The organism is Spirosoma aureum, assembly GCF_011604685.1.
Lineage (GTDB): Bacteria > Bacteroidota > Bacteroidia > Cytophagales > Spirosomataceae > Spirosoma > Spirosoma aureum.
In genome coordinates, this window is record NZ_CP050063.1 from 8,501,116 (window position 1) to 8,522,461 (window position 21,346).

17 protein-coding genes are annotated in these 21,346 nt (G+C 48.2%); 7 read left to right on the forward strand and 10 right to left on the reverse strand.

Going from position 1 to position 21,346, the window contains the following annotated elements; all coding sequences use genetic code 11:
- Nucleotides 1-115 precede the first annotated feature (115 nt).
- The gene (locus G8759_RS34035) at nucleotides 116-2,524 is read right to left on the reverse strand and encodes a TonB-dependent receptor domain-containing protein (protein ID WP_167218034.1); all 2,409 of its coding nucleotides are present in this window, start codon (nucleotides 2,522-2,524) and stop codon (nucleotides 116-118) included.
- 417 nt (nucleotides 2,525-2,941) lie between these two features.
- Here G8759_RS34035 and G8759_RS36125 point away from each other — a divergent pair, with 417 nt between their 5' ends.
- Nucleotides 2,942-3,106, forward strand: coding sequence for a PDDEXK nuclease domain-containing protein (locus G8759_RS36125; protein ID WP_232074333.1), 165 nt, complete (start codon nucleotides 2,942-2,944; stop codon nucleotides 3,104-3,106).
- Between the two features lie 187 nt (nucleotides 3,107-3,293).
- Nucleotides 3,294-3,608: an Hsp20/alpha crystallin family protein gene (locus G8759_RS34045; RefSeq protein ID WP_167218036.1), complete on the forward strand. Its 315-nt coding sequence runs from the start codon at nucleotides 3,294-3,296 to the stop codon at nucleotides 3,606-3,608.
- Nucleotides 3,609-3,772: 164 nt separating this feature from the next.
- Here G8759_RS34045 and G8759_RS34050 read toward each other — a convergent pair whose 3' ends face one another.
- A complete protein-coding gene (locus G8759_RS34050; protein ID WP_167218038.1) occupies nucleotides 3,773-4,756 on the reverse strand; it encodes a glycoside hydrolase family 43 protein in 984 nt (327 codons plus the stop codon).
- A gap of 844 nt (nucleotides 4,757-5,600) precedes the next feature.
- Between G8759_RS34050 and G8759_RS34055 the strand changes: the two genes are divergently transcribed.
- The 5 genes from G8759_RS34055 to G8759_RS34075 are packed head-to-tail and all read left to right on the forward strand — an operon-like array spanning nucleotide 5,601 to nucleotide 9,955.
- Complete coding sequence (locus G8759_RS34055; RefSeq protein WP_167218040.1) at nucleotides 5,601-6,467, forward strand: STAS domain-containing protein; 867 nt, start codon at nucleotides 5,601-5,603, stop codon at nucleotides 6,465-6,467.
- 12 nt (nucleotides 6,468-6,479) lie between these two features.
- Complete coding sequence (locus tag G8759_RS34060; protein ID WP_167218042.1) at nucleotides 6,480-6,878, forward strand: STAS domain-containing protein; 399 nt, start codon at nucleotides 6,480-6,482, stop codon at nucleotides 6,876-6,878.
- Entirely contained in the window at nucleotides 6,859-7,272 is a 414-nt protein-coding gene (locus G8759_RS34065; RefSeq protein WP_167219401.1) for an anti-sigma regulatory factor, read from the forward strand. The genes G8759_RS34060 and G8759_RS34065 overlap by 20 nt, the downstream gene beginning before the upstream one ends.
- Nucleotides 7,265-8,275, forward strand: a complete 1,011-nt coding sequence (locus tag G8759_RS34070) for an ATP-binding SpoIIE family protein phosphatase (protein ID WP_167218044.1) — start codon at nucleotides 7,265-7,267, stop codon at nucleotides 8,273-8,275. The genes G8759_RS34065 and G8759_RS34070 overlap by 8 nt, the downstream gene beginning before the upstream one ends.
- A gap of 6 nt (nucleotides 8,276-8,281) precedes the next feature.
- A complete protein-coding gene (locus G8759_RS34075; protein ID WP_232074056.1) occupies nucleotides 8,282-9,955 on the forward strand; it encodes a sensor histidine kinase in 1,674 nt (557 codons plus the stop codon).
- A 1,337-nt stretch (nucleotides 9,956-11,292) separates the two neighbouring features.
- On the opposite strand, the gene G8759_RS34080 is transcribed toward G8759_RS34075, so the two are convergent.
- From G8759_RS34080 to G8759_RS34115, 8 genes are all read right to left on the reverse strand, one after another.
- Nucleotides 11,293-12,036 (reverse strand): carbonic anhydrase family protein, encoded by a 744-nt coding sequence (locus tag G8759_RS34080; protein WP_167218046.1) that lies wholly within the window; start codon nucleotides 12,034-12,036, stop codon nucleotides 11,293-11,295.
- Between the two features lie 54 nt (nucleotides 12,037-12,090).
- Complete coding sequence (locus tag G8759_RS34085; protein ID WP_167218048.1) at nucleotides 12,091-13,404, reverse strand: serine hydrolase domain-containing protein; 1,314 nt, start codon at nucleotides 13,402-13,404, stop codon at nucleotides 12,091-12,093.
- Nucleotides 13,405-13,476: 72 nt separating this feature from the next.
- Complete coding sequence (locus G8759_RS34090; protein WP_167218050.1) at nucleotides 13,477-14,697, reverse strand: serine hydrolase domain-containing protein; 1,221 nt, start codon at nucleotides 14,695-14,697, stop codon at nucleotides 13,477-13,479.
- Nucleotides 14,698-14,943: 246 nt separating this feature from the next.
- Nucleotides 14,944-16,230: a serine hydrolase domain-containing protein gene (locus G8759_RS34095; protein ID WP_167218052.1), complete on the reverse strand. Its 1,287-nt coding sequence runs from the start codon at nucleotides 16,228-16,230 to the stop codon at nucleotides 14,944-14,946.
- A 993-nt stretch (nucleotides 16,231-17,223) separates the two neighbouring features.
- A complete protein-coding gene (locus G8759_RS36130) occupies nucleotides 17,224-17,574 on the reverse strand; it encodes a hypothetical protein (RefSeq protein ID WP_232074057.1) in 351 nt (116 codons plus the stop codon).
- Between the two features lie 98 nt (nucleotides 17,575-17,672).
- Nucleotides 17,673-19,577, reverse strand: a complete 1,905-nt coding sequence (locus G8759_RS34105) for a histidine kinase dimerization/phosphoacceptor domain -containing protein (RefSeq protein ID WP_167218054.1) — start codon at nucleotides 19,575-19,577, stop codon at nucleotides 17,673-17,675.
- 4 nt (nucleotides 19,578-19,581) lie between these two features.
- On the reverse strand, nucleotides 19,582-20,361 hold the full coding sequence (locus G8759_RS34110; RefSeq protein ID WP_167218056.1) for a LytR/AlgR family response regulator transcription factor: 780 nt from the start codon (nucleotides 20,359-20,361) through the stop codon (nucleotides 19,582-19,584).
- Between the two features lie 3 nt (nucleotides 20,362-20,364).
- Nucleotides 20,365-21,246 carry a hypothetical protein gene (locus G8759_RS34115; protein ID WP_167218058.1) on the reverse strand — a complete coding sequence of 294 codons (882 nt, stop codon included), beginning with the start codon at nucleotides 21,244-21,246 and terminating at the stop codon, nucleotides 20,365-20,367.
- Nucleotides 21,247-21,346: the final 100 nt, after the last annotated feature.

Genomic DNA, 21,346 nt, shown 5'->3' on the forward strand with positions numbered 1-21,346 from the left:
AAATGGACCATCTTTCGAAAGGCGCTTTCTTTTTTACCAAGGTTACCTGGCTGATTTTGTATAGGAATACCTACAACTTGCTAAGATATGAGCCCTTACTCGTGCCTACCTCACCTTAGTTATTGCCTTCGCCCGCTTTCTTGTCGTCGTTACTGATCCGCTTTTTCTGGCGTTGACTACTGTTCATTTTACCGAATTCATATTTCAGATTCAGGCGCCAGCCCCGCCGATACATAGCGACATCCTGCGTTTGTACGAAATTGGGCCCGACGAAATCGTTACGCCAGCTGATTGTTTCGCTGAACGGGTTGTCGTAGCCAAATCCAATCGTAGCTTTTTTCTTGAGGATTTCCTTTTGTAGCACTACGTTGTAGAAACCAAAGCCGCCGTAGGTGCCCTGCAAGTTAACCCGGGCTGAGTTATAAAAGCCAAACAGTTGGGCCTTATAACCCTTTCCAAAATCAATGCTCGAATTCAGATTGATCCGGTACATCCAGTCTGCATTACGTGTATTTAGTTCGGTGCTTTCCAGGATGTTGTAAAAAACGTTCAGCGAACCGTTGATTGACCATTGCTTCGTCAGTTTGGTATTAGCGCTCAGGTTTACGCCATAGGCCGAATTCTGCGCTACGTTCTGGAATATCTGTTTCAAAACGCCTTCATTATCGACCGTATTGATGCCTTCGATGGCGTTGTTTGTCTGACGCAGAAAGAATGAAGCATTCAGGCTCGTCTGTTTGATTGAGACGCTGTAGTTGGCTTCGATCGAGTGCGTTAATTCGGGTTTCAGATAGGGATTTCCACCGTATAGGTTTTTCGAATCTGACTGGTTAACGTACGGATTGAGGTAATAAAACTGCGGGCGTTGGATCCGCTGTGAATAGTTGATCCGAATTTTCTGCTCCTTCGGTAAACTCCGGGATAAGCTAATACTCGGAATGAAGTTACCGTAGTTATTCGAAAAAGGGGCTGTACCATTCAGAAAGTTTGCCTGAATAAAGGTGTGCTCATACCGCATACCCAGATTTAGGCCCCATTTCTTTTTTGATGTCCGGTTATAAACGGCATAGGCTGACGTTACCTGTTGCGCATAATCGAAAACGTTAGCCAGCGACGGGATATCTTTGAAATCCGTTGAGCCGTCAAGGGCACTGGCAATACGGTAATCACTTAATATTTGCCGAAAAATGGTTTTGGTACCCATTTCAAGCGTACTTACACTATCCAGTGGATTGGTAAAGTCGAGCTGTAGGGTGCCCTCTTTGTTGTTGCTGATGTTAAAGCTCTTTTCCCGATAATAAACCGAATTGCTCCGGTTCAATAAATTAGACCAGTAATCGCTGTCTTCGCCTTCAAACGAATAAAGCATCAGGAAGGTAAGTTCTTTTTTGGGCTTTTTAAACAACCGGGTATAGTCCAGATTAATGGTTGCTCCAGCCCAATCGTAGGTGCGACTCATATCTCGACGAAAATACTGGCTGACTACGCTCTGACTAATTTCCTGAAAATTGATGTCGAAGCCGTTGGTGTTCGCACCATTGTAATAGTTTAATCCAGCGCCAAGTCGATTCAGAGAGTCGATATCCCAATCGATATTCAGAGTACCGTAGAAGTTTTTTCCATTACCGGTTATCCATTGGGTCTGGTTCTGATTGGTGACCGTATCTCCATTCGAAAATGACCGTAATAGCTGGATATACCGTTTGTTTTTCCAGTCGCTATAACCGCCATTGGCCGAGATCGATATACTTTTCATCCGATGGTTGAGCGTAGCATTCTGCCAGTTATTCCATTGACCGAAATTAGGGCTGATTGACCCGCTGGTTCCCTGTATTGAATTTTTCTTGGTGATGATGTTGATAATGCCGGCCGTACCTTCTGCGTCGTATTTTGCCGATGGTGATGTAATGACTTCAACCTGCTTGATAATATCGGCCGGAATTTGTTTGAGCGCATCCGAAATACTACGGGCGACAATACTAGACGGTTTATTATTGATCAGCACCTTGATGTTGGAGCTGCCCCGAAGTTGCACATTGCCCTCAATATCAACGGCTATCGACGGAATTTTTTTCAGTACGTCAGTCGCATCGCCACCTTTGATGCTGATGTCTTTTTCGGCGTTGTACACCATTCGGTCCGATTTTTCCTCAAACAGAGCCTTTTGTTCAGTTATAGTTACCTCGGCTAATTTTTGAGCCGTCTGCGCCATTTTAATGACGCCAACTTCAATATCCTGCCCGTTCATAACGGTGACTTTCTCCACCGTTTTTGGCGAATAGCCTACAAACGAAGCCTGAATGGAATAATCGCCCGTGGGAGCCTTTTGAAAGACAAACGCTCCTTTGGAATCGGTCGTAACGCCCTGAATAGGTTTTCCCTCTTTCAGAAGAGCTACCGTAGCAAATTCAACAGGTTTGTTGGCCACTGAATCAAGGAGCAAACCGGAAACTTTAGCATGTTGCGCCAATACAAAGCCGATACTCGACGCAAACGCGAGCAGAACGAGTAAAAAAGATTTCATAGGGATTACCGATAAGCGTTACCGGATTCGAGGGGGTTTATGTCTTGGTTTTATAGTACGCTAATGACGTGGGTAGGTGAAAAACGTTGCACGTTTCTTTCTAAAAGATTAAAATTGACTTAAAACGAGCTGGAGAATCCAACAGGAAAGACGCCTGATTCTATCGACAAAAAGGTACAGCTCCGGTCGCCCTGCTCAATAGCTGGCCGTAAAAATCGTCACGATTATGCCTACTTCTAATGGAAAAAACGGCCGCCTGTCTATCTCATAAAGCACTCGTGTACGGCGATTCCGCAACTTCCCGAAGTGAAAGTTGGCTCATCGACCAGAAGGGAATCAACGCTCACCTGACTTTTTTTTCGAGATCCTTATGTACTTGATTTTTTAGGGTTAGAGAATAACTTCTCGGAACAAGACCTGGAAGATGCAATCCTATCAGAACTACAAAAATTTATCATCGAGTTTAGAAGCGACTTTGCCTTCATGACCAGGCAAAAATGCATAGGGATCGACGGGGTAGATCACCGAATTGATTTATTGTACTTTCATCAGAGTTGCAAAGGCTCGAAGCTATTGCCTTAAAGTCAGGTCTGTAAGCTTCCCCAAAAAGTGATCGGTTGAAAAATAGAGTCTTTCCTATAATGAGGTACTCCCGAAAAGCGTTCCGCTCAAAGATTGAGGATCGGACGTTCATTTATTCTTCTTTCGACGCCCATTCCGACCTAATCTGGCGTTAATCCGCTTAGTGAACTGTGGGGTAGGTAGGCTAGTGCCAGCCGTCAATGTCAAGGAAGATACGGATGGCTACCAGATCGATGTAGCCGCCCCCGGCCTGAAAAAAGAGCACTTCAAGCTCAGTTTACACAATGGTAAGCTGACGGTATCGACCCAGCAGCAAGAGAAAACTGAGCCGGGTCAATACACCAAACGCGAGTTTAGCTACCATGCCTTCTCGCGCTCGTTCTGGTTACCTGACTCTTTCGATAAAGAGCAGATCCAGGCTCGGTATGAGGATGGTATTCTGCACATTGTACTGCCTAAAAAGGAAGAAGCTAAGCCAAAGACACCAACTCAGATCAACTAATGCGGGGCAACTCATACAAAAAAGGGTGGTGACAAACGATGCCACCACCCTTTTTTGTACCTAGATGAATAAGACTTTTAGAAGGGGATTACTCTATGATTGATTTAGATTCAAGAAAATGCCAGACAACCGTCATAAATAAAATATTCTCAATAAAAGGCTCCTTACTTTTCGGCCATTACTGGTACAATTACCTCCTTCCCTTTTACACTAAACGTATAAACACCGGCTTTTTCATCCCATTGTTTAACCACAGGCACTAGGCGTGTCCGGCGGGGACTTACTTGATCGGATGAGTTGTGAATGTGGTATACATAATACAATTGCTTATCTACCCCTTCAAACAGGTCACCATGTCCCGACCCATTTTCGCCAACTATAGAACGATGAACGATAGGGTTATTTTTATATTTTATCCAAGGCCCGTAGGGCGAATCGGCCACGGCATAGCCAATTGCATAATCGATGTTCTGGAAATGGTTGGCCGAATAAAACAGATAATATTTATGGTTCAATTTTATAACGGTAGGGCCCTCCATAATGGGTGCTGATTTATAATTAGGCGTTGCCTCCCAGGGTTCTGTCTGGTCAAAACATCGTTTCAGGGTTTCGGGTTTTATCTTGCCGGTTTTCAGGTCAAACTCGGCTACATACAGGTAATTGCCTTTATTAAAACGTACACAGTAGAGGTAATATGTACCATCGGTATCCTTGAAAATATAGGAATCGATATTTTTCTCAGACCCATCAATTGGTCCAACTTCTTTTTGCCTGTAGGGGCCCAATAACGATTTTGACTCAGCTAATACGGTTTGTTCATCGGCCGTATAGGTAAGATAATAAGTGCCTTTATCTTTGAAAATTTGTGGTGCCCAGAAGCCCTTGGTGCCGAAGGTGTGATCACCTTTGGTAAGGATCATACCCAGCGAATCTGTTGAGTTCGCAGGCACTGCCCATGTTTTGAGGTCCTTTGATTCTAAAAAGGCAAATCCCGGCGGCCCACTGCTCCCACCTTTTGAGCCGGTAAGGTAATACTTGCCTCCCTCAACATATATGGTTACATCGGCAAAAAAAATCTCTCGCGTTGCCTGGGCTGATGCCTGCAGTACGGAGAAGAAGAGGATAAGATAAATTAGGATTGATTTCATTTTTTCGGGTTATACTTAATTATTTTTTCGGTTAAACTCAGGTGTACATTCTCTATCTGGCAACGTCTACTAACTATTTTCTTGCCGTGGAGGCCAAAAGTTGTGTTGCTACTCTGAGGAAAAGTATCCATGAATCTGTTTATTCTTGTCGAGTAGCTACTTCAAATAAATCAAATCAGCTTACTGGTTTATGCGAATCATAGTAGTAGCAAACGTACTGAAATCATGAAAACAGTAATAAACGTTACGCCCAGAGTCTCATTTAAGTCTTGAAGTAACCTCTGGTTTACATTCTCTGCAAACGCTCCTGTCTAAGACGTTAGAACCTTCATTCATCTGCTCCAAGGAATGGGCATTTTATGAAATAGTATTTGCCTGAAGTTTCGTACTTTAATATGCAACAACTTGTAAGTCAGATCCTGAATTACAGCGAAATTTCTTCCATAATGCTCCCGCACTGGAGATTTGGCTGCCACAGACTATCTGTTCCGCTGCCAATTGACCGCGTCACGGTCGCTAGCCTCGTGCGGTTCCCCGCACGGTGCCCACCTCTTTATCCTATTGGAAATGAAGGTAACTGGCTGCAGGGTCGCCGACGGTCAGCCGCTGCTGTGCGATGAAAAGAAAAATAAAGTGGTCAATCTATGCCGAAATCACCTGATCAACCGCTAGCGGAATCAGGTGGTCAGTTAGTTCGAAATCACCACCAGTACCTTATCAAGGCAAAACTACCCAATCCGTTTAACACCTACCTTCAGTATTTGATCTAAATTAGAGCGTTATTTCTGGATTACTATTTATAATCTGATACATTCGTACTTTTGATCCTTTCAATTAATTCCCAATGGCCAGTAGTATTCCCCAGCTTCTCAAAGCTAATAAAGAACGCCTTCTCGATTTATGGGTTCAAAAGCAAGTAAGCTCGGATGTACTTCGAGATGATTTGATATCCAATGAGGAGCTACGCTCCCAATCCGAAGAGTTAGTGAAAGCCTTAAGTAAGGCGCTTACTGAAGAAACTATCAGCCAGCCAGATTCGATGGCTTTTGATGAAGTATTCGAAATTTTGTCGGGTATTTCGATCGCACGAGCTCAACAAGGGTTTTCTGCCAGTGAAACCGGCTTATATATCTTTAGTCTGAAAGACGCCATCATGGACTTACTTCAGCAGGAATTAAGCCAGGATCCGACGCAACTCTTTACGGCTAGTCAACAAATCAACCGATTGCTGGATCGATTTGGAGTCGTTACGTTTGAAACGTATATAAAAGGGCGCGAAGAAGTTATTTTGCGTCAGACGGATGAAATAAGTGATATCTCAACTCCCGTTATCCAAATTTGGGAAGGCGTTTTGGCGCTGCCGATCATTGGCACCCTGGACAGCTCACGGACGCAAGTTGTGATGGAAAACCTGCTCCAGAAAATCGTTGATACGGGTAGCAGCATTGCTATTCTGGATATTTCCGGCGTACCAGCGGTGGACTCACTGGTCGCACAGCATTTAATTAAAACGGTTAGTGCAACTCGGCTGATGGGGGCAGAATGCATTATTAGTGGTATCCGCCCTGAAATTGCCCAAACCGTGGTCCATCTGGGCATCGATCTGTCGAATATCGTTACCAAGGCTTCCCTGGCTAGCGCCCTCAAACATGCCTTCAGTATGAACAAGCTGATTGTCAAGCGACTGGAGTCGGACAAAAAGGCTTTTTAATGCAGCTTGGACATGGATAAAATCCCCATCCTTCGAATGGGATCGTTTTTACTGGTCACCATTCAAGTCGATCTCTATGACCGATTGGCCTTAAATCTGGAAAATGATCTGGTCCAGATGGTCTACCAAACCGGAGCCCGTGGTGTACTCATCGATATTTCAGCGGTTTCTATCGTCGATTCATTTATGGGCCGCATTTTGGGCAACATTGCCAGCATGACCCGGGTGCTGGACGCCGAAACCGTCGTAGTCGGTATGCAGCCAGCTGTAGCTATTACGCTGATTGAACTAGGCTTATCCCTAAAGGGAGTCCACACCGCTCTGGATGTTGAACGCGGAATGGCCTTGCTACAAACACAGTATGGCCTGCACACTCAATCAGCCGACGACGATGTGGATGAGCTTGAGTAGGGACAAGATGACCATTACTCGGGAGCAGGACATGGTTCCCTTTCGAAATCGGGTCAAAGAAGCGGCTGTCAAGATTGGCATGGGCCTGGTTAATCAAACCAAACTCATCACGGCCGCCAGTGAACTGTTTCGGAATATGATTCGCTACGCGGGTAAAGGTGAGGTGCTGATTGAAGTGATTAGTAAGGGGCGCGAAAGCGGTATCCGGCTCACCTTTTCCGATCAGGGACCGGGTATCGCTGACATAGCCTTAGCCATGCAGGACGGTTACTCTACGGGTAAAAGCCTAGGACTGGGTTTACCCGGCACCAAACGCCTGGTGAATGAATTTACTCTTCAAAGTACGCTTGGTCAGGGCACAACAATCACTATTGTCAAATGGAAGAATGGATAACACGCCCCACGTACGATTTCAGGCTCGGGATCGGAGTTACCTTGCCCTGATCAAAAAAGGAGTCAGTCGCATGGCTGGTGAGATCGGTTTTCACACCCAACGATTGCATGAAATTGACCTGATTGTCGCCGAGATGGTGTCCAATCTAATTAAACATGCCGGGGGAGGTGATCTACTGGTTCGCCCCTTCCGCACGTCCGCAAATGCGGGTCTTGAACTAATTAGCATCGACAGCGGACCCGGTATGGCCGATCCGGCCAGGATGATGCAGGACGGGGTGTCCACCACAGGTACTCTAGGCAATGGGTTGGGGGCGATTCATCGGTTAGCTGATCAAGCCCAGCTCTATTCCCTGAGAGGCTGGGGCACCATTCTGTTGGCGCGCATTTTTACACACCCTCAAATAGCCGCGGCACCTGGTTTTGAGTTTCGCTCGCTGCTAGTACCCATGCCAGGCGAAGAGGTCTGTGGCGATGGCTTTTACGTCAAAAGAACGACTGATCACCTTAAACTTTTTCTGGGAGATGGGCTAGGCCACGGTCCAGAGGCTCACCGAGCTGTGCAGGAGGCTATCAAGGCCTTTCGGCTTTGCGCTGATCATCGCCCAGTTGATATTATTCGGCATATGCACCGGGCGGTCAACAAAACCCGGGGATTGGTGGGATCCGTTGTTGTTTATGATGTCACCAGCCGCCAGTGGAACTGGTGTGGGGTGGGGAATATAGCGTCTCGAATTCTTCATTTGTCGGTTACCAAGAATCTAATGCCTTATAATGGGATTATTGGGTTAAACTTACCGGCCACCATGCATGATCATGTCTTACCGCTTGAACGGGGCCAACTGCTCGTGATGTGTTCCGATGGACTGCAATCCCGCTGGGATCATGCTAAATATCCGCTGATTCACCGGTATGACCTCGCTATTCTAGCCGCTGCGTTATACAAGGATTATGCCCGCCAAACCGATGACACATCGGTCTTTATTGGTCGTTTCGTTAACTAAGTTTTTATGGAGGAACTCATTCGCGTTGCCCTGGAGAACGACATGGACCTGATTGTGGCTCATAAGCGGAGTATGCGACTGGCTGAATTAGCAGGTCTGTCTCTGGCGGCTCAGACCACTTTTGCCACGGCCGTCTCGGAAGTGGCTCGGTACGCGATGGAGCAGGGAACAAAGCCGGTACTAATCCTGAGCGTGCTGGCTTCGCCCAAACACCACTCGTTAGTAGCAGCCGTCGAAGATGACCAGTTAGTCGTCGCTAACCCGCTAAACCAGGGCTTGCTTTACGCCCAGCGGCTAGTGGAAAAACTGGAAATCACCAATGCTGGTAGTGGCAGCCGAATCACGGTCTATTATAGCCTACCAACCTCCCGTAAACTAAACCCTACCCGGTTTACGGACTGGCGGTTCCAATTTACTGCCGATCAGCCGGTATCGGCCTATGAGGAGATCAAGCATAAAAATGAGCAGTTAAAAGAATTGGCGCTCCGCTTGCAGGACAGTGAGCAGCACTATAAGCGGGTAACTGACTCACTCCCATTGATGATCTTCACGGCTAATCAATTGGGTCAGTTGCTCTACGCCAATGCCTGGGTCAATGAATTTACGGGCGCTACCCTACAACTGCTCAACCAAACCAAATGGAGTACAGTTATCCATCCCGATGAGCAGGCTGGATTTTGGCAGCATTGGACCCAGCAGGCAGTCAAGGGACTACCCTTTACCTACGAATGCCGGCTACGACAGGCTGGAGCTGATATGTATCAGTGGCACCTGTTCACGGCCCAACCGATTAAAAGCGATCCAGGCAAGATAGCTGCCTGGACAGGTTTTGTGGTCAATATTGATGCACAAAAAATTGTCGGACAAACCTTGCAGGCTAACCAGGAATTAATCCAGGCCAAAGCCAATCTGGAGAGATACCAGAAGGAACTGGAAATAACCGTTAGTGAGCTCAATCGCAGTAATGCCGAACTGACCCAGTTCGCCTATATAGCCTCGCATGACTTACAGGAACCCCTGCGCAAGATTCAGACTTTCAGCGATTTACTGGTTCTTCAATATGGCAAAAATCTGGGGGCTGCGGGTACGGAACTCCTGAGCCGCATGCAGGCTTCTGCCGGCCGGATGCAAGCCCTGGTCAAAGACCTGCTAGCCTTTTCCCGACTAACCACTCAAACACCGTTTAAACACCTGAATCTTGACAAGCTGGTAGCTGCAGTGATCAGTGACTTAGAAGCCATCACTCAGCAGAAGCAGGCGACGATCAAGGTTGATTTACTGGGGGATATTCAGGGCAATGAGATCCAATTACGTCAGCTTTTTCAAAACCTAGTATCAAATGCGTTAAAATATTCTCGTCCTAATCATCCCCCAGTTATCCAAATTACAGCCACTGCGATAGCTGTGAATGACCTTCCGGTTACGCTGGTACCCATTGCACCCCCTTATTATATATCGATAGCTATTGAGGATAACGGCATTGGTTTTGATCAAAAATATGAGGATCGAATATTTCGGTTGTTTCAGCGCTTACATGGTCGAGGACAATATGAAGGCACCGGCATGGGGCTGGCCATCTGCAAAAAAGTGGTAGACAATCACCAGGGCTTTCTCCAGGTGCGCAGTGAGCCGGGAAAAGGATCAGTCTTTACGGTTTACCTGCCCAACTTCACCAAATAATTAAAATAGCTACTATATCCTCAGGTAAAAAGAAGTGTTTTGCCCGTTCGATGAACCAGTTTTGACTGAAATATAAGCTGTCATTGAAGTCCTCCCACTTCTCAACTCTTACGCACTTTGTATGGTTTGATTGTACAACGCACCTTTTTATAACAGATGTACTGTCATTCTCACGTAATTTCATGAATGAACATAAAGTGTATAAGTGGCCGTTTTCCAATCAAGTTAGTCAGCTCCTATCGACCGCTTCAACTTTACTCCCTGTTAAATAGATACCCGGGCCTGCATTCACTTGATCGTTTCGATTTGTCAGCTGGCTGTTTTGGGGATTACAAGCTGGGCGCAAGCGATTGCTATCCGATTTTCCCATTTGTCTGCCGAACAGTGACTTTCTCAAAATACAGTACTTTGAATCTGGCAGGCCAAAGAAGGCTTTCTCGGACTGGGAACAAGAGATGGCCTCAACAAGTATGATGGCTATTCATTTACCGTATATAAACCAGACCTCGCGGATCCAACCAATATATTTGGCCACAATGTAATTACGGGCATCAATGAAGATCGAGCCGGGCGAATGTGTCTTAGTTTCAGATTCAGTGAGCGGCAATCAGTGGAGATGCCCGTGGTTACCATCACGATAATCGTGGGGGCCGATATAAGAGAGTACTACATTTATAGGAAAGGTCTGTCGGCCAACTTCAGCTATCCTTGCCAGATGACTTCGGCCGAAACGACAATCTTACGTTATCGATCAGCCTGAGAACTACTCGGTGGTTCGATTATTCGGAAGATAGATCCGCAAGGCTACGTGACGATACCTACTCTCAAAAAACTGTTAGGTTCGCTGCTGAGGCAAAACTCAGATTCATGGTTGGCCTTTGTCGCTAAAAACCAAGACCTTTCAATAAGTAGCGGGGCGAGCTAATCATAAAACCAGGTTGTAGACCTATCGATGCGGTACAGACCCCGCTACCCTTTGAGGGCAGAACAGGAACCTATATGAATTTAAGCATTAGGCTTACCATCAACCTTTTGTGTATTCGTCGGGTCAATATAGGACAAAGCTAAAACCAGCAATAAAGCCAACAAACCCTTAAAGGCTCTTCTGCACAATGGCGCTATGTCAGCCATTCAGCACTCTGAAGAGCTAAAATCCTATTATGTTCGTAAAGTTGCTTAGATATTTGTCCAGTGTTTTGTTGCAAGTCCAATGCTTCCTTAGGAGTGGTTGTTCGTTCTGATGTGCTAACACTAGAGTCAGAAAACCACAGCTCATATGGAGCCACAGATGGTTGTAATTATTGATTCTGTTTTAATCAAGTTCTATTGGCATCATTCTATAGAAAAATCACCTCTCCTGTATGCAGGTCGTAGTAAGCACCTACGATTTTTATTTTCCCCTGCTCACTCATCTCTTTTAAGATGGGACTCCTCGATTTAATCGATTCAATCGTATTCAGGATATTGTTTTTGGCAACTAACTCCACAAAGGCATCATTCTTGGACGTCTTATCTCCTGTGAAATCCTGTGATCGAACAACAGCAGGCTTAATATTAGCCAGCATAGCTGTTATATTGCCTAATTGCACATCATCAATAGCAGCCTTGATAGCCCCACAAGATTCATGACCTAACACTAAAATCAGTTTAGCACCCGACACTTTGCAGCCAAACTCCATACTGCCCAATAAATCGCCGTTTACAAAATTGCCGGCCACTCGTCCAACGAAGAGATCGCCTATGCCTTTGTCGAATACATCCTCGACAGGAATACGACTGTCTAGACAGGATAGAATCACTGCTTTGGGAAACTGTCCCGCCGATGCACTTCGCACCAAAGCGGAATGATTTCTTGCCGTAATTTCATTCGCAACAAAACGTCTGTTGCCATCTTTCAGGCTATTTATAACCACATCCGGTGTTAAAGCCGCCTGCTCATCGGCGGTCAGCACTTTTTCGACGGGCGGGTTGGTGATCGTAATTAATGTCGTATCTACCTTATCCACGTCTTTGTTTTTACACGATTGAACCGAGACAGAAAAGGCTATAAGTGCAATGAGTAGACCAGATAGTTGTTTCATGGGCTTTGCTATAAAGTAATACTTATGTAAAGTGATGAGTGCATAGAAGCCTTCCTAGGGCTTACCCGGATACCCTAAAGCCGCCCGGGCCGCATAGGCTGCGTCATACATCGCCGTGAAGCATTTTTCAAACGTAGTGTCCCCATTCGGCCCCTGAGTAAGATCCCATAACGGCAGCATCGCCACCAGCGACACCTCGCTGGCTGGATCGTACGTCACCGTCGTCAGGTAGCCTGCAATGGCACCGTTATGGCCGTAACCCAGGTTGATTCGATAGGACGTACCCAACCCATAACTGGGATTAGCCGTCGATACCTCGGTTTGCAGCAGCTTGACCGTCTGGGATTGCAGGACATTTTCTCCCCGCATCAGCGAGCGCACATAGGTATTCAGGGCCGCCATGGTGCCGTAGCCGTTGCCTTCGCCTACGTGCGCACTCATGTTGACCGGGCCGAAGCCATCTACCCGGCCCGATGCTCGCCGGATCAGGCTGGCTACATTGGGTTGGGGCAACTGAATATCGCCAGCCTGGTAGGGAAATGAAATTGGCAGAGGCACCCGGCTAGCCGGTCCGGTGATGTGGTCAGACAGATAATCGGCAAAGGTTTTAGGCTGACCGCTTTTGAGCGAATAGACACGTTCGATGATCCGACTCAGGATGACGTAGCCCGTATTGCTATAGTGATAGCCGTTGCCGGGATCGAAGTAGCTGGACACCCGGGTTTTCTTATCGATGATCGGTTTAAGCATTTCCTCGACGGTGAACTGATGAGTTGAGTCCCGGGATAGATAATAATTGACGTAGCTACTGTTTAACTCCGGAATGGTATCATTATCCGTATCGTAGACCCCGGCACTGTGCTGAAGTAACTGCTCAATCGTGATCAGACTCTTATTAGGAATGTCCCAGTCGGGGCTGGCCGGTACGTAAGGCTGATTGGAACCGGGAATCAGGCCGGTGATGAGGGCTTTGTAGTCGAGCCAGCCATCCTGATGCATCTTCATAATAGCCGTGGCAGTAAAGTTTTTGGTGACACTGGCGAAACGATATACCGTGGTGGGGGTGAGGGGTTGTCGCCCGGCAGGAACTGAAGACGCGAAGTACGTATGGGTAGGTGTCTGAAGATACACGTTCATTGAAGGCACCGTATTGCCCAGACTTTTTTCCAGTTCCAATCGTACCTTGTCAACGGCTTGCTGCACTTTAAGGTCTAATGAATTACGGTGATCATCCAGGTTAATGAAGCTACAGCCAAAGAGCAACCCGGCCAGCCCGCCCGTCAGGAGAAGGTGAACAATAATGGTACCCGTAGTCGTATGCAGCAAATTGAGCCGATCACTCAGGCGCGTAAAAGAAAAAGTAGTCATCCTGGTTTATGGCTAGATTTTTTAAAAGATGGTCAATAACGGCCCGTAGGGAGAAAACCCTTACCCAGGCACTTAACGATTCACGATCTGGGCCGCTCGTAAGGCGGTGTACCGTACGCCGAATGCCACTTCCAGGAAATTAGCATTAGGATTAGCTGGTGGGCCACCGATTGCGATAAAGTTGGCGACCATCAGCACCGTCGTCTTGTTAGCCGGGTTATAGCGCAGCGTAGATACAAAACTTAGATGAGCACCGTCATGACCAAAGCCCAGGCCCTCGTTGAAGGTGATCCCCAACCCATAGACCCCGTGGGATACGTCGGCCACTTCCATCTCCTGCATCCTGGCTACAGTTTGGGGCGTCAGACCGGCTTTGCCCGTCATCAATAACTCGATCCAGCGGGTGATATCGGCTGGCGTTGAAACCATGTCGCCCTCTGTTACGTGCATCGACATGTTGTCTTCCGGCGTAGCTTCCACAGGCTGGCCGGGTACATATAGGTACGAGTTAATAAAGGGATCTTTCATGCGGTTATCGGTTCCCTGCCACACACCATATGTATTGGTCAACTGCAGGGGCTCCAGAAACTGGGTCCGGATGAATTCGCTGTACGACATGCCCGAGGCTATTTCAATGATCTTGCCCAGCAGGTTATAGCCCGTATTAGAATAACCGAATGTCGTGCCCGGCGTGAAGTTAGACAACTTGTTCTGGGCAACCACTCCCACCAGTTCGTCGAAGGTGAAGGTGTGAGTATCCTGCTTGAGGTCTTCCCGAACATAAAAAACGTAGTTTTTCTTGGCGTAGGGCTGATTGACGGTTTCGGGAATTTCCTGATTGGTCACATCGAACACGCCCGCCCGGTGTTGGAGCAGTTGTTTAATGGTGATCTTGTCTTTATTGAGAATGTCATAAGCGGGCGTAGCAGGCAGATAAGCCGGAATAAACTGGTTAATGTTCAGTTTACCTTGCTGCTCAAGCAGCATAATGGCCGCTGCCGTAAAGATTTTGGATAGGCTGGCAATTCGGAAATGTGAATTTGCCTGTACGCCAGACTCGATATTAGTGGATACCAGATTCGATCCGGCCGGGCTGTTGACCTGTAGAAAAAGGCCCCCTTTATTTTTCTCTATTCCCAGCTGCTGATTTAAGTGCTGATAGAGACTATCGGTTAGTTGCTGGAGTTGTGGCTGGACATTGGTAGGTGGTAGATGATCCTGAACACAGGATTCAAGCGTAGCACTTCCCAGGATGAGGAGGACTACCAGGGCAAACATGGACAGGTGTTTCATGGGAATGGGCGTTAAGTAAAATGGCTAATAATCTGTTTTGTGACCCTTCGGCCTGCGATCAGGCCGGCTTTGCGTTACCCCTATACTTTGGCTATCCCCCCGATCATTTCTCACCAACAGTAGTTAGTAGTCCTGCCGGAAACGATAAAGAATGGGTCAAATCCAATAACGAATGGTCCAGGTAGCCCGCTTTATTATGTATCTGTTACAGGTTACAGACAAACCTAATGGTATCTGGCCTACCTGTTATGGCCTGCCTGGATAGCCTAAGGCCGCTCGGCCACCGTAAGCCGCGCCGTAGATAGCATTGAAACTTTTGTAGAATGTACTTTCCGGACTGTTAAGAATCACCTTGCTGTTATCGACTAGTGTAATAAACGCCACCACCGACACGTCCGTTGCGGGATCATACATCATAAGCGACAGCGTACCGGTGCGCTCCCCGTTATGGCCAAAGCCCAGATTTGGGGTGTAGAAGTTTCCCAGGGCATACTGGTTCGAACTTGCCGGGTTAACATCGGTTTGCATCAGTTTCACGGTTTCGGGTGTCAATACGTTCTGGCCTTTCATCAGCGTTCGTACGAACGTATTGAGTAAGGCCGGCGTACCGTAGCCGTTACCCTCCGCTACCTGGGCACTCATGTTGTAGTCACCGAAGATGATTGTTTTCCCCTGGGGTGTCCGTTCTACGCCTTCTGCCCGGGGAGCCGGTAACACTGTGTCGTCTGCTCTGACGGGAAACCGAAGAGCCAGAGGCACCTTCGTGCCCGGCCCTACAATATGATCCTGCAGGTAGTCATCATACGTCTTGGGGTTGCCAGTTTTCAGCGAATAGACCCGGGCAATGATGTAGCCCAGAATGGAATAGCCCGTATTGCTGTAATGAAAATCAGTGCCCGGTGCCCAGTAAGAGAGCTTGAACTTAGTGAGTAGAAGCACCATTTCTTCGGTCGTGAACTGATGGGCAGGATCAAGGCCCTGGGTGTAGGCAGTATAGGTTTGATGATTGAATTGCCCCGGAATGGTATCATTATCGACATCAACAACCCCAGCACCATGCTGCAGCAGTTGTTCAATTGTGATGTCATTTTTATAGGGAAAATCCCAGGCTGGCGTGTTTGGCACGTACGGCATGTTGGTCCCGGGGATATTGTCGGTGATTTTCGCTTTACTATTCAGCCAGCCGTCCTGTTGCATCTTCAGAATTGCGGTAGACGTAAAGGTTTTGGTATTACTGGCAAAACGAAAATTGGTATTTTCCGTATAAGGCGTTATGCCTGCCGGTACCGAGGAGGCAAAGATTTTCTCGGTAGGCGTCTGGATATATAGGTTTAACGATGGTACCGAATTGGCCAGCGATTTTTCCAGAGCGGTACGCACGCTATCAACCGCTTTTTGCACCCGGCTTTGGCTACTTTGCGCGGGTGGGAGATGGTCCTGGACCAGGGACGAACAGGCGGTAAGCCATACAGAACCCAGCATGACCACACTCAGGCGCAGGGTGACTTTGGATAAATACGAGTTTGTTAACATAAGTAATGCGAAATGACAGGTATGGGTTGAATGCGGTGAAGCAATAGTAAAACCAGACTCTAGTGACGGGGAAGGAGTGTCCTTCAGACTGTTCATCCTACACTTCCATAAGCAGGCGTAGCGACACGCCCGTAAAGTGATCGTCTCCAAGGTTATCATTCCCTGGATCCACGCGATGATCGGTACAGCTGGTCAGAAACGAGGGCATGACCGTAGCACTGCTCGTCACGATGGCGGCATCCCTCAGCCAGTTCCTTCGAGTTAGTCTATTGGGTATGTTTTGCAATTCCATGGCCATAGTTGTTTTGCTAGTGTTCTAATCGCAAGCCAAAAGCAGAGAGCAGCCGTCCCGTTAAATGATCCCAATAGAATGACCTTCACTAAAGCGTGTGTGTAAAAATGGCAGGTAATCTTACACACCGCCCAAAAAGGGGAATGAACGACAAAATCCGGTACATGAACGACCGGATTTTGGTAGTAAATCAAGAAGCTGTTTAAACTTTCGATTTACGCTTGATCTTCCGTAAGAAAATGACTGAGAAGGCGATAAAATGGAGTGACGGAAAATTTGAAGAGCACTGACAAGGCTTTGAATTTTCCGTCACTTCAGGGATTAGCAGGCTCAATCACCGAACGATCATGGTAGAGCTGCTCATCAAATACATGCTCACCATTTTGGCAGACTGCTTCCGATCATTGGCTTTGACATTGGCAATGATCTCTTCTTGGGCCCAGCCAAGCAAAAACCTGACGAGTCAAAACCAGAATCAGCATACAAAAATAAATGTTGAAGGTTAATACCAACCTCTTTTAAAAGGGTGCAGATCTCATCAAACAGGCTCTGAATCTCAATAGGTCATGATGCTGGCCTTCTTGTGGAGTAGACATAGCTACTATGACATCCTGATTGTCCGACAGAAATAGGGCATTCGTGGTGTTACAGGCTTTTCGACCCTGATGGCCCGTTTAGCTGGCAAATGGCAACCCTCGAATTCAATGCTTGACAAGTCCATATGCTGTCGGTTTTGGGTTAATAAATTCACCCGAATTTTCCACCAGCAGTCGGCCTTGCTCCACTTGTAGCAGTAGTAAAAAACCGAATTCCAGAGAAGCACGCTGTCGCCAAAGAACTGCTTGGTGGGTAATTATCACCATTGGCATCGCACCGGCGCCCCGGCCCGTTTTCAATCGGTAGAAAATGCATTCGACGACTTCGATGAGGGGGGCTCTTGTTTCAAATCCACGTTGTCCGATTGTCAGATGTAGCAAAATCCAGGTTTCAATCAAAGCTTTGCCGATGATCACCTGGCTGTGTTTATTGAAAGTTCGCACCTCAAAATTCACACGGCTTTGGGGATTTCCCCTAAACTTTAAACAGCTTCCAAAAAAAGAACAGCTATAACTGGTATAATGTCGGGCCAATCCCGACCTGGTCAGAGGCCTTAGGCCGGCGTCGGAATCCACAGTCGAAAGTAGGTGCCGTGCCGGGTCGTCAGGCTCATCTCGCCCCCTATCTGGCCGGTCAGTTCACGAATCAGTCGTTGGCCAAAAGAGCCTTTTCGCCGGGAAACAGCCGGGATTGCACCGCCCAACTGAGTGTCGGTCTGACCGGGACCCTCCAGCCGAGCGTCGGTCCGACCGGAACCCTCCAGTCCGGGACCATTATCCTGGACCTCGATGAGTAACCCGGTTGCCGGGCCATCCGTTACCGGCTGGAGCCGAACGCTTAGCCTCGGCTTGGTTACGTTGGCATACGCGTATTTGAATGCATTGGTCAGCACTTCGTTCAGAATCAGGCCCAGCGGCACGGCCACATCCACATCGAGTTGGATATCAGCTACTTCAACCTTACAGTCGAAGGTGTCGGGGTCGAAACCGTAGCCCACCAGGAGGCCCTCGGTGAGTTCGGTCACGTAGGCTTTTATAGGTACATCGGCCAGGTTTTCGTTCTGGTAAAACTGTTGGTGAATCAACGATATGGCTTCTACCCGCCGTTGTCCGTCCTGTACGGCCTGCACGGCCCGCGGATCGTCGAGTCGTTTCGATTGCATTCGCATCAGGCTCGAGACGATGGCCAGATTATTTTTGACCCGGTGGTGCAACTCCTGCATCAGAACGCCCAACCGGTCGGACTGCTGGCTAATCTGCCGGTTGTTTTCGGAAACCACCTGGCTTGTGGTTCTCAGCCGGGCATTTACCTGCCGGATGACGCGATATTGCCACAGAGCCAGGCCCAGCAGGGCAATCAGGGCAATCAGGCCAACCGCCTGCCAACTGATTTGGGTTAACTGACGCTGATTATCAATACTGAGTTGGTTGATGCGGGCCTGTTTCTGAGCAGTCTGGTAGCGGGTTTCTACTTCGGCAATCTGCCGGTTTTTCTCCACGCTCAGCACGGCATTCCTGTACTGATTACTCAGTCGTTCGTAGACCAGGGCCTGTTTGTATTGGCCCCTGGCTTCGGCAATGTGTGTCAGGGACTCATAGACCTGCATTCTGTGTTCATCCTGGCGTTCGGGGTCGAGTTCGATCCGGCTCAGGGCCAGCTTCGCGTAGTGTGCGGCTTCATCCAGTCGACCCAGGTGTAGCAACGGTTCGGGCAGGTGGATGTATTCGTAGAGTTCCCGTCGCTTATCGCCCTGCTGGAGACTGTAGGTCAGGCACTGGCGAAAGGTTTTTTCGGCTTCGCGGTACTGCCCCCCATCCGTCAATAGCACTCCGTAGCCATCCAGGTAACTATAAAATTGTTGCCATTTCCGGGTCACCCATAAAACGGTCATGGCTTTTCGACCATAGGCCAGCGCCGAATCCAGTTTTCCGGCATTTACGAAATCATCAGCCTTATCTGCATACATAAACGGCAGCATAGACAGTTGATGATACTCGCGTTGTAACGTAGTCGCCTGCTGATTGTATTCCTGTCTTTTGTCTAAATTCTGAAGGCTACTATAGACTCCGATAATATGAACACACAGTTGTTGTTGCTGTTCAAAAGCATAGGTGGCCTGGTAGATAGCCAGTGCCTTTAGGAAAAAATCAACGGACCTGACTAGATTACCGTTGGTCTCTTCAATATACCCTGACAGCTCGTAGAATCGGGCCGTCCAGGCGGTTAAATGAGCCTGTTGCGCTGCTCTTAACGAAGTCCGTAATAAGGTTCTGGCTTCGGCAAATCGGGAATGTTCGTTCAGAAAAATGACATACTTATTTGTCCATTCAAAGCGTTGTACAGGCGACAACCCCGCCATCCGCCGTTGAAAGAGGCTATCGTAATCAATCGGCGGTAGGGTTTGTGCCCGACTGCTGATACCCAGCGACAACAGGAAAATGAACAGACCGGTACGCATAGGATTACCGAATGTCGAAGTGGCGCAAAAAGTCGGGCTTATAGATTCGGCCCAGCGGCAGGCTCAGCGCGGGCAGACACACTTCCCGCTCATTGAAGGTACTCACCCGGTTCAGATTTACCGCATAGGAGCGGTGAATGCGAATCAGGCGGGGGAAGCTAAGGCGATCCAGCACGTGGCTAATGGTCAGCCGCAGGGCGTAACGGTGCTGGGCGGTCACTAACCTCGTATAGGAACCATCGGCTTCAATATAGTCGATATCATCGAGGCTAATTTTGACGAACTGGTATTTATGTTTGATAAACACCGCGTCGTCAATCCGCAGAATGGGTTCAATCCGGGCTTCATCTTTGAGCGCAGGCAGACTGGTCAGGGAAGGCAGTGGTTCGGCCGGAGTAGTTACCGACTGGGTAAAGTTTCGCAGAGCCAGTTCAATGGCGGCTCGCAGGCCGGGTACGGTGACGGGTTTGATCAGGTAAGCTGACGGGTAGAGCCGCATGGCACGGTCGAGCGTGACCTTATCGGTCAGGGCGGTCAGGAAGATGATGGGAATGGGCCGTTCGGCCAGCAGGCGTTCCGCCGTTTCGATGCCGTCCCACCCGCCTTTGATATGAATATCGCACAGAGCCAGGTCAAGCCGGTTTTGCTGGTGCAAGCTAAGGGCTTTGGGGCCGTTGTTGGCCGTCCCAATCACGAAATAGCCTTCTTCTTCCAGCAAATCGCTCAGGTCCATGGAGAGCACCGCTTCATCTTCAATAATCAGGATGTTGATAGGGTCAGCCATGAATCAGGGAAAGGTAAGGTATTCTATTGAAACGGTATCCCGGATGCCCGTCAGCAAATCAGTGCTGAACTGCCCGGTTATGAAGCCCAGGGTGTCGGTTCGCCAGCTAACCGACACGTCCGCCCGTTTGATTAGTTTGGTGGGCGTTTCGGGGGGCGCGTACCGGTAAATTTCTACGTGCCGGGCTACTTCGCTGCTGATGGGAAACACCTCTCCCCAAGTAATCCAGGAGTAGCGGTTCAAATCATATGGCACGCCCCGTATCAACTGATAAGGACTGGATACTGATGAGTTGAAGTCCCGCTGAATGACCCGGTAGTAAAGGATGTTCCGGTCATTTCGCACGTCGAGTTGCACATACCGCCCCTGACCATCCAGCCGGTATTGGGTCGAGTGAGCCGTCAGTCCACTGTCGTTCAGTGGCATTCCCACTAGCTTTGTAATCTGTCCTTTCGCATTGGTGCTGACCTGATAGCGATAGATGAGCTGATCATCCAGAAAAAAGTCGATTCCTTCCAGCTTTCCATTTTTGTAACGGTATCGACTGAAGCCACGCTCATCGCGTACTTGGTCCAGAACGCCCGCCTTCGTGTAAATGAGGTTCTGGTTCAAGGGATAATCCTTCTGGTTAAACGTGTGTTCAACGGCTGAAGACTGGCTTAGCCGCTGCCCGGAGTCAAACGTATAGGTGTAATAATTGGTGTTATAGGCATGCCATACCACTTGTCGACACCGGCGTTTGGGGTGGGCAGGGGCCACACGTATGGGCAAGGTATTGGCTCTGGTCATACTGTTTTGATGATCGGTGGGTGTACAGGCAAACAAGGCTATCAACAGCAGGAAAATGAATAGGGGGATTTTTATCGGGACTATTGTACTCAGCATGGGTAGACTGGAAAGGCTACTCAAGTTACGTCAAATTGTTAAAACACCATGTATACCTGTGGGTCAAGGGTATGGAGCTTATCCCTTAAAAGTAAACAGT

Bases quoted from the DNA above. Each gene is read 5' to 3' on its own strand.
- G8759_RS34035 (WP_167218034.1), bottom strand. From the start codon at position 2,524: ATGAAATCTTTTTTACTCGTTCTGCTCGCGTTTGCGTCGAGTATCGGC.
- G8759_RS34050 (WP_167218038.1), bottom strand. From the start codon at position 4,756: ATGAAATCAATCCTAATTTATCTTATCCTCTTCTTCTCCGTACTGCAG.
- G8759_RS34055 (WP_167218040.1), top strand. From the start codon at position 5,601: ATGGCCAGTAGTATTCCCCAGCTTCTCAAAGCTAATAAAGAACGCCTT.
- G8759_RS34060 (WP_167218042.1), top strand. From the start codon at position 6,480: ATGGATAAAATCCCCATCCTTCGAATGGGATCGTTTTTACTGGTCACC.
- G8759_RS34065 (WP_167219401.1), top strand. From the start codon at position 6,859: ATGTGGATGAGCTTGAGTAGGGACAAGATGACCATTACTCGGGAGCAG.
- G8759_RS34070 (WP_167218044.1), top strand. From the start codon at position 7,265: ATGGATAACACGCCCCACGTACGATTTCAGGCTCGGGATCGGAGTTAC.
- G8759_RS34075 (WP_232074056.1), top strand. From the start codon at position 8,282: ATGGAGGAACTCATTCGCGTTGCCCTGGAGAACGACATGGACCTGATT.
- G8759_RS34080 (WP_167218046.1), bottom strand. From the start codon at position 12,036: ATGAAACAACTATCTGGTCTACTCATTGCACTTATAGCCTTTTCTGTC.
- G8759_RS34085 (WP_167218048.1), bottom strand. From the start codon at position 13,404: ATGACTACTTTTTCTTTTACGCGCCTGAGTGATCGGCTCAATTTGCTG.
- G8759_RS34090 (WP_167218050.1), bottom strand. From the start codon at position 14,697: ATGAAACACCTGTCCATGTTTGCCCTGGTAGTCCTCCTCATCCTGGGA.
- G8759_RS34095 (WP_167218052.1), bottom strand. From the start codon at position 16,230: ATGTTAACAAACTCGTATTTATCCAAAGTCACCCTGCGCCTGAGTGTG.
- G8759_RS34105 (WP_167218054.1), bottom strand. From the start codon at position 19,577: ATGCGTACCGGTCTGTTCATTTTCCTGTTGTCGCTGGGTATCAGCAGT.
- G8759_RS34110 (WP_167218056.1), bottom strand. From the start codon at position 20,361: ATGGCTGACCCTATCAACATCCTGATTATTGAAGATGAAGCGGTGCTC.
- G8759_RS34115 (WP_167218058.1), bottom strand. From the start codon at position 21,246: ATGCTGAGTACAATAGTCCCGATAAAAATCCCCCTATTCATTTTCCTG.